The following is a 9,739-nucleotide window of genomic DNA, read 5'->3' on the forward strand; positions in this document are numbered from 1 at the left end:
GTGAGCGGTGGAATCAAGGCGTCCAGCGGTAGAGCCACGTCTCGCTGACCCGGCTTTGCCCGCGGCGGAGCGCGAGGCGCAACTCGCTGGCCTTCTCACCCCCCGGATCGAGTTCGAACAGTATCCGCAGGGTCTTGCGCTCGGGATAGCGATAGCGGTCCTGCCGGGTGATCGTTCCGGCCGAGGCGCTCAGATCGACGTCGATGTCACCGGGCTCGAACAGCGCGTCGCCCTCGAAATCGACCGCGAACAGGCGCCGGTTTCCCGAGCTGCCGTGGCCGCAGCGACTGTCAATGACCCGAGCGATCTCCGGCGACAGCGGGTCGGGCCAACCCTTGGACCAGTGCTGGCGGCAGAGAAACCGCATCTCCCCGCCCTTGGCGAGCTTCGCCTTGGGGCGCCAGTAGGCGAAAACGTTCTCGTTGAGTTCCGAATCGCTGGGGATCTCCAGGAGCGTCACGGCACCCTCGTTCCAATCGTCGAGCGGCTCCAGCCAGAGCGAGGGCCGCTGCTCCCAGTGCCGCCGGTCGTCGTCGAAGTCACCGTAGGCGCGGGCGCGCTGCATCAGGCCGAACCCCTTCGGTCCGCGGTCGACGAAGGCCGAGACCTGAAGCGTCTCGGGGTTGTGGACCGGACGCCAGATCGGCTCGCCGGACCCGTTGTGAATCGCCAGACCCTCCACCGAGAAGGCGGCGGCGCGCAGATCGTCGACCCGGCGGCGGTCGATGGGGCCAAACAGGTAGCTGCCCTGCATGCCGCCGAGCCCGATATGATCGAGATCGGCCCGGGCGAAGACCGTCCCGTCGATCCCCGCGATCGAGGCTTCCCGGCCCGGCGTCAGGGTCAGCTTGAACGCCGCCGTAGCGGATTCCGACTCGGCAAGCGCATGGACCACGACCGGCTGGCCGGGGGTCGGGGTTTGGATGAACAGGGCGCGAAAGAGGGGAAATTCCTCGCCGCGGGCATCCGCCGGCCGGAGCGCCAGCGCCCGGGCGTTGATCCCGAAATCCTGCCCCTCCGCCACGAGGTGGAAGAACGAGCCGCCCTGAAACATGGCGAAATCCGACAGGGCGCCGCCGTCGCCGAAGCGCGCGCGCAGCCGGAAGCCCGAGAAGGCCGCGTCGTCGCTAAGGTCTGGCAGATCGAGCCCCGGAGCCGAGAACGCCGCCTTGCTGTAGGAGATCGGCCGCACCAGACCATTCTCCACCAGGAACAGCGAGACCGGCGTGTCGAAGATCGACCCGCGCAGCAGCGGTTCGAGACTGTAGCCGACGTCCTGGCCGGCCCAGATCGCCCCGTCGGCGGCCGGACGAATCGTCTCGTAGGCCTCCCGCGACAGGGTTTTCAGGACGGCTGGAAGATCGTTCGCCTTCGGGCCGACATAGGGCGTCTTGGAGCGGGCGCGCGCGAGGTCGGTGAGCGTGTTCGCCTCGAAGGCCTCGCCGGCGCGCGGAAAGTCCGGCGCCGTGTCGGGATCGGCCGCCAGCGTCGCGCCGGGCAGCGATCCCGCGGCCGCGCCGAGAGCCCCGGCGAGCACCACGCGGCGGGTCATGGCTACGGGCTGGCGGACGTGTCTCGTCATGCGGCCGTCAGTCTTTCGTGTCTCAAGCCGTCCCCGGCCGATCTGCTGCCCGAGGGACGGTCCGGCGGCAAGCTCTCCGGAGCGGTGTCTATACGGACAGTCCGGCTGAACCCAGGGTTAAGCGCACGATCGAACCGCGAGGCGCTCCGTTGACTTAACCCGAGCCGGCTCTCTAATTCGGCCGACTGCATCGAAATGGGGGAGGCAGCATGGGGTCGTTGCGAGTCACGGGCCACGGCGTGGATCTCGGGGAGAGTCTGCGCGGCCGCGTCGAGGAGCGGATGGCCGCGATACAGGCCAAATACCTCGACTCGCATATGAGCGACGCCTGCACCGGCCACGTCACCCTGCGGCGGGATGGAGCTGCTTTCCGGACGGACTGCGTGCTGCATCTCGTGTCCGGACTCACCATCGAGGCGAACGGATTCGCCCACGACGCACGGTCGAGTTTCGAGCAGACGGCGGAGCGCCTGGAAACGAGGCTGCGTCGCTACAAGCACCGGCTCAAGCAACACGCCCCCGGGCCGGGTGACGACGCGGCGATCGAGGCGGCCTACGCGGTCTTCGCAGCGCCGGACGAGGACGATGACGAGCCGGCCGACGGGGACGCCCATCCGCCGATCGTCGCCGAGAGCACCCGGACGCTCCAGCGCCGCACCATCGGCGAGGCGGTCACGGCCCTCGATCTCACAGGTTCGCCCGTGCTCGTGTTCGTCCACGCTGGCACCGGGCGCGTCAACGTCGTATATCGGCGCAGCGATGGCGCAATCGGCTGGGTAGATCCGCCGGGCGCCGTCGAGTGACTCGGCGGGTCGAGGGGAACGGAGCCGGAACCGGCCTGTTTCCCGGTCGATTGATGAGCGGGGGCGCGGCCGAGTCGGCCGGCAAGGCCCCCGCAACGAGGTCCGTCCCTGACCGGGCGGGCGACGGGGCAACGGTCGTTCGATGCCAGTTCTGGACTTTCTCGATCCTGAGTCGATCGTGCCGTCGTTGCGCGCGCGAGCCAAGAAGCAGGTGCTTCAGGACCTCGCGGTCCAGGCCGCGCGTCGGCTACCGGCGCTCGGAGAGCGACCGGTCTTCGACACGTTGCTCCAGAGGGAGCGCCTGGGATCGACGGGCATCGGCGACGGCGTGGCGATTCCACATGGCAAGCTGCCCGGACTCGATCGATTGTTCGGCCTGTTCGCGCGGTTCGACCGCCCGGTGGACTTCGAATCGCTGGATGGCCAACCGGTGGACATCGCGTTCCTGCTGCTGGCCCCGGAGGGCGCAGGGGCGGATCACCTGAAGGCGCTCGCCCAGGTCGCCCGGGTCCTGCGCGAACCCGGCATGCTCGCCCATATTCGGGCCGCCCGGGATGCGGGCGCGCTCTACGCGCTGCTGACGCGCTCCACGGCGCCGCAGGCCGCCTGATGTCGCTTCGCCGGATCGTCGTGTTCGCGGTGCTGACCCCGGTCCTGGCCGGTCCAATCCTGGCCGGTCCCGTCTTGGCGCAGGGCGATACCACCTGCGCGCGCGATCTGCTCGTCGCGCAATCGATGCAGCGGCAGGCGATCGACCAGCTCGAACAGGCGAACGGCGACGATGCCAAGAACTGCCGCATCTGGCGGCGGCACGTCGAAACGATGCGCCGGGTCGCGGGCGTCTACGGGCGATGCCTGTCCGGATCGGAGCGGGGCGAGCGCCTCGCTCAGGTCCAGGGCTCGGACCGGGAATTCTCGGCGGCCATCAAGGCGCGCTGTCATGGTCAGTGAGGTCCCGGCCGTGCGGCTCGGGGGGCATGCGGGCGATCCCCGAGTCTGACGCGTGTCGGACGAACCGCCGCGCGCATAGCGATACGGATTCGCCTTCGCCGACCGTAAAGGCCTGTGGCGGATCGAAGCCTTCGGCTATCGGACTCAGTCGAGATCGCGCGCGGCGAGCGGCTCGGCGACCATCTTCACGGGTTTGCCGCGCCCGATCAGGATCGCCGCCCGTGAGCGTTCGGGATCGGCCTCGAACCGGGTGCGCACCCAGCTCGCGAGGAACTTCACGTACTCGGAGGCGACGAGCCTCGCGGCGGGCGGGCTCCGCCACCAGCGATCGGCATCGAACGCGTCCGTGACCACCGGGTGCGGCAGGACGCGATCGCTGTCCTGCAGGGCGTGAACCAGTTCGACCAGCGTGCGCGGCATGTGGTAGTTCGAGGTGACCACCGCCACGGTGCTGAATCGGTGCGCCCGCATCCAGCGGCGGGTCTCGATCGCGTTCCCGATGGTGTTGCGCGCGCGGTAGTCGAGATCGACGCAGCAGGCGATCAGCGCGCGCTGTGTCGGGTTCAATCGGGCGATCTCGTCGCGGCTGGTACGCTCGTTGACGCCCGTGATGAGCAGGCGCCGTCCATATCCGCCCGCCAGCAGGTCGATGGCATCGCCGATTCGTTGCGCCCCGCCGGTCAGCGCCACGATCCCGTCCGCCCGGTCGGTCGGCGCCCGCTCCTGCCGGGCGAGGGCGCTGACGAAGATCAGAAAGCCGGCAAATAGGACGATTGCACCGAGGCCCGCTCCGACCCCGAGCACCCACAATGCGGTCGGAGCCCGATGGCGCGCCAGCGCCGGCTTGGCCGCCTGGCTCGGGAGGCTCCACGCGTGCCAAGCCCAGCCGACGGTCTCGGTCAGATGCGGGTCCGATGCGCGCAGCATACGCGTGGTCATCCTCCGGAGGATCGGCTTCGATTGCGGCGACCCGGAGGCAGTCCGGGCGCCCGCATCCACACCGCGACCATAAGGTTTCCGAAATGTAAACGCGCTGGCGGGACGTTCTTGATCCACGCTTGCGCCAGGCTGCGGCGGGTCAGGCCAGGAACCGGCGCACCGTGATGCGGGACACCACGCCCGTGACGAGGGAAGCGATGACGCCGATGAGGACGATGCTGGCATAGCCGCGCAATCCGATCTGGAAGGCGCCGAACAACGCCTCGACTTCCTGTCCGGCGGGTCCCGACCGGGCAGCCCGGGCCAGGAATCCGGCGACGACGAACGCCAGGATTGCGCATCCTGCCCCGATGGCCCCGCCGCGCAGGCCCAGGCCGAAGAAGCGCCTCTGGAACGCTTTGGCGATGTAATCGTCGTCGGCGCCCACGAAGTGGAGCACCTCGACCACTTCCCGGTTGCTCGCCATGGCGCCCCGCGTGGCGAAGGTGACGGCGAGGCCGGTGGCCACCAGGACGAGGATCACGAGCCCGATCCCGATCCCCACGAAGGCATTCGCCGCGGTCGAGAGCCGCTGGAGCCACAGCGCGTGGTCATCGAGGCTGGCAACGCCGGGCAGCGCCTCCAGAAGCCGTGCGCGCAGCCGCTTGAGATCGGCGCCCTGGCTTCGGTTCAGCGTGAGGGCGATCAGCCGGGGAACCGGCAGATCCGAGAGGTCGAGCCCGCTGCCGAGCCACGGTTCCAGCAGCCGCTCCGCCTCGGCCTTCGAGAAGATTCGCGTCTCTGCGATGCCCGGCTCTGCCTTGGCGAGGCCCGCGGCCCGAGCGACGTCGGCCTCGACGTCGCGGCCGGGATTCGGCCGGATCTGGATGGTGACCTCCTGGGCGACGTCGCCCTGCCACTGCGCGGCATTCGCCGCCACCATCTCGGCCGCGCCCGCGCAGAGTCCCGCCAGGAAGGTCAGGATGGCGATGACCGCCGCGAGGGAACGCCCGGCCGCGGTATCGGTCGGTACCAGGGCCGCGTTGCGGCGCAGGTTCGCCGGTGCGGACGGGGATCCGGCAACCGGCTCGGGTCGCGTCCGCGGGATGGCCCGTGTGCTCATTCCTCGATCCGCAGCCGGCCGTCGTTCAGCACCATCCGCCGGGCGTCGACGGCGTCCATGATGCCGAAATCGTGGGTTGCGATGACCACCGAGGTCCCGAGCTTGTTCAGCTCGAGGAACAACCGCAGCAAGCGCCGCCCGAGCCCGGGATCGACGTTGCCGGTCGGCTCGTCGGCGAGCAGCAGATCGGGCCTTGCGATCAGCGCCCGGGCGATGGCGGCACGCTGCTTCTCGCCGCCCGACAGGAGTGGCGGCAGGGCATGCATCCGCTCGCCGAGCCCGACCCAGCGCAGCAGCTCGACCACCTCGGCCCTGTAGCTCGCCTCCGTCCGGCCCTGAACGCGCAGCGGCAGCGCCACGTTCTCGTAGGTCGTCAGGTGATCGAGCAGGCGGAAATCCTGGAACACCACGCCCATCCGTCGCCGCAGCCCGGTCAGCGCCTTGGCGGAGATGCCGCTGACCTCCTCGCCGAAGATCGAGACGAGGCCCCGGGTCGGCCGAACGGACAGCAGGATCAGCCGCAGCAGCGTCGTCTTGCCGGCGCCCGATGGGCCGGTGAGGAACTGGAACGAGCGCGGCGCGATGCGGAAGCTCACGTCCGACAGCACCTCCGGCCCCAGGCCGTAGCGCATGCCGACATTCTCGAATTGCACCACCGGCCGCTCCGCGCCGGGCAGCAGGCTTTTCATGTTCGCCTGAAGGTTCAAGGCCGTGCCATATCTCGTCGATCCTGGTTCCGGGCATCGCCGGACCGCCGGGCGTTTTCAAGGCCTATGGGATTTCACGGCCGCTTAACCCTGTTCGGAGACACTTTATCAAGCGAATTCACTGTCCGGCCCCGGTGCGGCCGATCGATGCGAGTATGGCGCGTATGTTGATCGTCTGCCCAAGCTGCGCCAGTGCGTACCGGATCGAGGCCGGCAAGGTCGGCATGGAAGGCCGATCGGTCCGGTGCGCGGCCTGCCGCGAGACGTGGTTCATCTCTCCGGCCGACGTGCTGGCCGGGCACGAGGCCGAACTCGCGGCGGAGGGCGCGGCGGATCCGGCGGTCGAATCCGCCTGGGAAGAGGCGAGCGCCGCCGTGCGGCAAGCCTCGGATCTGCCGCTTCCTAAGACGCGCCGGCCAAAGTTCCAGAGCAAAACGGGCCGCCGCAGCATCAGCCTGTCACCCTCGTCGGCTCTCGGGCTCGCGCTACTGGCCGCCCTGCCTCTCGTGTGCCTCGCCCGGACCAGCGTGGTCCGGGCGGTCCCACCGACCGCGGCTCTGTTTGCTCGGATCGGCTTGCCGGTGAATCTGCGCGGCGTCGAGATCCGTGACGTGGTGGCGTTCAGCAGCCCCGCCGAAGACGGGAGGTCCGTTGAGCTCGTGGTTGAAGGCGATCTCGTGGGCGTCGCCCGCGCAGACGTGGCAGTGGCGCCGCTCAAGGCCGAGATTCGCGACGCTGGCGGCCGGGTCGTTCGGACGTTCACGGTTCCCGCGCCACGGGCGATGCTGGGTCATGCCGAGACCACGCGGTTCCGCGGCGTCCTGTTGAGTCCCCCCACGGAGGGACGCGCCATCGTCCTGCGATTCGCTGAGGCCGGCGACCGGCGCGCCGATGTCACCGTCGGATCGGCGGAGAATTGAGGTCGCGCGGCGGATCCTGATGCCGAAGGCGCATACGGTTCGACTGCCCGGGTGAACGGCCGCCGTCGTTCCGGGTCTCAACGGAAACCGTCGCTGAAACGTCCGAGTTCGGCCTGCATGCCGCCTCGTGCCGTCATCGACCTCGCCGGACAGGTCATTCCAGCCATTGCCGATGAGCGAAGTCCGACGCCAATGTATGCCCGGACCGGGACGTCCATCCTCAACGTAGGATCCCCGGACGCGACTCCTGGATCGTGTGATGCGGAACGGCCGCAGCGGCAATATAGACCGCGCAAACTAATGTTTAGGCTCATTATAAGCATCTAAAGTCGCTTTACTATATTATATAATAAAACATAATCTAACATTGATCTCGAAAATCCGGACCAATTGATACTTGACGCGGTGGTATAGAACGGTTGCATCCGGTGATTTGATCTGAAAATCTGGATTGGCCGGCGTGTTCGCGAAGCGGTGGCATCGCTAGTCCTACGTTGTGAGGCCGATCCGCCGTGACAACTGAAAGTACGGTCCCCGTCTTCTTCGGGACGACAGACGCTGTCGAGGAAAAGCGCGCCTTCGATTATTGGCGTGATACCGTCATGGCGAGTGCCGACCTGCAGCGGCTTGATTTCGAAAGACCGTTCTCGGCCAGCCGCATGATCGCGCAGTCGAAGCACGGCGGGGTCTTCCACACTGTCAGCCGGCCCTACAGCGTTGACCGCACGCCGCGTCATGTCCGCCGGGATGGCCGCGACGATGTCGGCATCTTGGTCGCTCTCAAGGGGCGCGGCTACCTCGAACAGGGCCAGAACGGGACCCTGATCCGCGTCGGCGACATCGGGTTTCAGACATGGGGCCGACCGGGTGGCGGCGGTGGTCTGACCGATTTCGAGGAGATCCGCCTCACGCTGCCCCGCGCCACGTTCCAGTCCCAGATCGGCGATGTCAGCGCGTTCGTTGGAAGCAGGATACCGGCGGGTCCGCTGAACGAGCTCTTCTTCGCCTATTCGCGCATCCTCGCGGCTTCGGTCCACACCATGTCCGAGGCGGAGACAGGCATCGCGATCGAGAGCGCGCTGCACCTGCTGCGCGGTATCGTGCACGGACATACGCGGCATCCCGAGGAGAAGATCTCAGCGAACGCGTTGCGCTCGCTTGCGCTCGCACGGATCCAGCGCTGTCTGCACGATCCCGAGTTTCGGGCGACCACCCTGGCGGCGGACCTTCGCGTCTCGCGCAGCCGCCTCTACGCGGCGTTTGCCGCCGGGGAGGGAATCGCGGCGGCGATCCGCGATGCGCGTCTCGATCGCGCGTACGATCGTATCCTGCGGACGCGCACAGCGGGGTGCAAGGTCGGGTCGATCATGGCCGGTTGCGGTTTCACGGACCCATCCGTCTTCAGCCGTGCGTTCCGCCAGCGGTTCGGCCTCTCGCCGCGCGACCTGATCGCACTGCGCGACGGCTGACCTGTTCACGGACGCCCGCGGTCAACCTCGATGAGGCTGCGCTGCTGCAACGGGTTCGCGATCCTCCGCCCCGCGGTGCACAGTTTCTGATAAGTGCGGATCGCCGCGACGCCGATCCGCGCGATGATGATCTCCCGCGGCAACTGGCGAGGGCCGATGGGTCGGTAAGCGAGACGGGGACTCGCCCGCTCAGCCTCCGCGACGGCCTGACCGAGCGGCAAGGCGGCGATCCGCTCCGCCTCGATGCGGCCTATCCCGAGTTTCTGCGCCCAGGCGTCATCCCGCGCAAGCGTGCCCTGGCCGTGAAGACGACGAAATTGGCGGCGCCACACGTAGCGGCGCATCGCACGGGGGAAGGATTCCATCCGGGCATCGCACAAAGCATCCGGCTCCTCGCATCGGGCACGGATCGTGTCGGCGACCCCGCCAGGGGCGCGTCCAGCAAGGCGCGCCGAGATCGTCACGCACACGTCGGGAGCGTGGCGGACCCGCAGGCCGTGCTCGATCAGCCGTGCGATGAAGGCACCATCCTCACCGAGGGGAATCTCCGGCATGCCCCCCACGGCATCGTAGGCTGCCCGCGTCACGGCCAGGGTCGCGCCGATCGCCGTCCGGTGACATGGCCACGGATCGTGCGGATCGGGATCGATCCGCGCCTCGGCCTCGGTGATAAGTGCGTCGTAGCGATCCTCCAGCCGGCCGCGAGCCGGCAAGGACGGCGGCAGAAGCGCCGCTTCGGCGGCGTCGAGTTCGACCCGGCCGGCAACCGCATCGGCCCCCGCACGGATGGCGGCCCGATTGCGTGCGACCCAGTCCGGCGGCACCCGGCTGTCGGCGTCCGTGGACAGGATGATCCCCGCATCTCCAAGCCAGGCCGCGGCGGCATCCATCGCCCGGCGCCGGGCCCAGCCGGCATGCGCCCCGCCAAACGATTCGGTCAGCACGCGGACCGGGATCGACAGGGTCGGTAGGAGATCTGCGACGATCTTGTCGGTTCGATCCGTGCAGTTGTTCAGGAACAGCACGAGCCCGAGTTGGCCGGGTTCCAGCCCCGCTTGAGCGTCGATCGCCCGCAGGCAGGCGGCGATGCGTTCTTCCTCGTTTCGTACCGGCACCGCGATGACCGCTTGGGGCCCGAAAGCGGCGGGCTCTGGAACGCGCGTCAAAGATCGTCTCCTTCAGGCCCCGACGCGTCGGTCGGGGTCTGCAGCGCTTTGCAGGAGGCCGTATGAACGAAGGCGGAAGCGCGTTCGGCCGACGTCAGGA

Annotated in this window: 10 protein-coding genes; 5 read left to right on the forward strand and 5 right to left on the reverse strand. The window is 68.4% G+C overall.

Annotated elements, in window-relative coordinates; genetic code table 11:
- Positions 1-13: 13 nt before the first annotated feature.
- The gene (locus MKK75_RS12725) at positions 14-1,582 is read right to left on the reverse strand and encodes a glucan biosynthesis protein D (RefSeq protein WP_244042927.1); all 1,569 of its coding nucleotides are present in this window, start codon (positions 1,580-1,582) and stop codon (positions 14-16) included.
- Between the two features lie 209 nt (positions 1,583-1,791).
- Here MKK75_RS12725 and MKK75_RS12730 point away from each other — a divergent pair, with 209 nt between their 5' ends.
- The 3 genes from MKK75_RS12730 to MKK75_RS12740 all read left to right on the forward strand — a co-directional run bounded on the left by MKK75_RS12730 (position 1,792) and on the right by MKK75_RS12740 (position 3,336).
- The gene (locus MKK75_RS12730; RefSeq protein ID WP_244042928.1) at positions 1,792-2,385 is read left to right on the forward strand and encodes an HPF/RaiA family ribosome-associated protein; all 594 of its coding nucleotides are present in this window, start codon (positions 1,792-1,794) and stop codon (positions 2,383-2,385) included.
- Positions 2,386-2,527: 142 nt separating this feature from the next.
- Positions 2,528-2,995 (forward strand): PTS IIA-like nitrogen regulatory protein PtsN, encoded by a 468-nt coding sequence (gene ptsN / locus MKK75_RS12735; protein ID WP_244042929.1) that lies wholly within the window; start codon positions 2,528-2,530, stop codon positions 2,993-2,995.
- On the forward strand, positions 2,995-3,336 hold the full coding sequence (locus MKK75_RS12740) for a hypothetical protein (protein WP_244042930.1): 342 nt from the start codon (positions 2,995-2,997) through the stop codon (positions 3,334-3,336). The genes ptsN and MKK75_RS12740 overlap by 1 nt, the downstream gene beginning before the upstream one ends.
- A gap of 144 nt (positions 3,337-3,480) precedes the next feature.
- On the opposite strand, the gene MKK75_RS12745 is transcribed toward MKK75_RS12740, so the two are convergent.
- From MKK75_RS12745 to ftsE, 3 genes are all read right to left on the reverse strand, one after another.
- A complete protein-coding gene (locus MKK75_RS12745) occupies positions 3,481-4,263 on the reverse strand; it encodes a YdcF family protein (protein ID WP_244042931.1) in 783 nt (260 codons plus the stop codon).
- A 151-nt stretch (positions 4,264-4,414) separates the two neighbouring features.
- On the reverse strand, positions 4,415-5,377 hold the full coding sequence (locus MKK75_RS12750) for a cell division protein FtsX (RefSeq protein WP_244042932.1): 963 nt from the start codon (positions 5,375-5,377) through the stop codon (positions 4,415-4,417).
- Positions 5,374-6,066: a cell division ATP-binding protein FtsE gene (gene ftsE, locus MKK75_RS12755; protein ID WP_244042933.1), complete on the reverse strand. Its 693-nt coding sequence runs from the start codon at positions 6,064-6,066 to the stop codon at positions 5,374-5,376. Before ftsE ends, MKK75_RS12750 begins: the two co-directional genes overlap by 4 nt.
- Positions 6,067-6,239: 173 nt before the next feature.
- Here ftsE and MKK75_RS12760 point away from each other — a divergent pair, with 173 nt between their 5' ends.
- Complete coding sequence (locus MKK75_RS12760) at positions 6,240-7,004, forward strand: zinc-ribbon domain-containing protein (protein WP_409567557.1); 765 nt, start codon at positions 6,240-6,242, stop codon at positions 7,002-7,004.
- Between the two features lie 602 nt (positions 7,005-7,606).
- Positions 7,607-8,473, forward strand: a complete 867-nt coding sequence (locus MKK75_RS12765; protein ID WP_244042934.1) for a helix-turn-helix domain-containing protein — start codon at positions 7,607-7,609, stop codon at positions 8,471-8,473.
- 5 nt (positions 8,474-8,478) lie between these two features.
- Here the strand turns inward: MKK75_RS12765 and MKK75_RS12770 are convergent, their stop codons facing one another.
- Positions 8,479-9,639, reverse strand: coding sequence for a glycosyltransferase (locus MKK75_RS12770; RefSeq protein ID WP_244042935.1), 1,161 nt, complete (start codon positions 9,637-9,639; stop codon positions 8,479-8,481).
- Positions 9,640-9,739 lie beyond the last annotated feature (100 nt).

The organism is Methylobacterium sp. J-030, assembly GCF_022829545.1.
In the GTDB taxonomy this organism is placed as follows: domain Bacteria; phylum Pseudomonadota; class Alphaproteobacteria; order Rhizobiales; family Beijerinckiaceae; genus Methylobacterium.

Coding starts and splice junctions, on each gene's coding strand:
- MKK75_RS12725 (WP_244042927.1), bottom strand. CDS start 1,582: ATGACGAGACACGTCCGCCAGCCCGTAGCCATGACCCGCCGCGTGGTG.
- MKK75_RS12730 (WP_244042928.1), top strand. CDS start 1,792: ATGGGGTCGTTGCGAGTCACGGGCCACGGCGTGGATCTCGGGGAGAGT.
- ptsN (WP_244042929.1), top strand. CDS start 2,528: ATGCCAGTTCTGGACTTTCTCGATCCTGAGTCGATCGTGCCGTCGTTG.
- MKK75_RS12740 (WP_244042930.1), top strand. CDS start 2,995: ATGTCGCTTCGCCGGATCGTCGTGTTCGCGGTGCTGACCCCGGTCCTG.
- MKK75_RS12745 (WP_244042931.1), bottom strand. CDS start 4,263: ATGCTGCGCGCATCGGACCCGCATCTGACCGAGACCGTCGGCTGGGCT.
- MKK75_RS12750 (WP_244042932.1), bottom strand. CDS start 5,377: ATGAGCACACGGGCCATCCCGCGGACGCGACCCGAGCCGGTTGCCGGA.
- ftsE (WP_244042933.1), bottom strand. CDS start 6,066: ATGAAAAGCCTGCTGCCCGGCGCGGAGCGGCCGGTGGTGCAATTCGAG.
- MKK75_RS12760 (WP_409567557.1), top strand. CDS start 6,240: ATGGCGCGTATGTTGATCGTCTGCCCAAGCTGCGCCAGTGCGTACCGG.
- MKK75_RS12765 (WP_244042934.1), top strand. CDS start 7,607: ATGGCGAGTGCCGACCTGCAGCGGCTTGATTTCGAAAGACCGTTCTCG.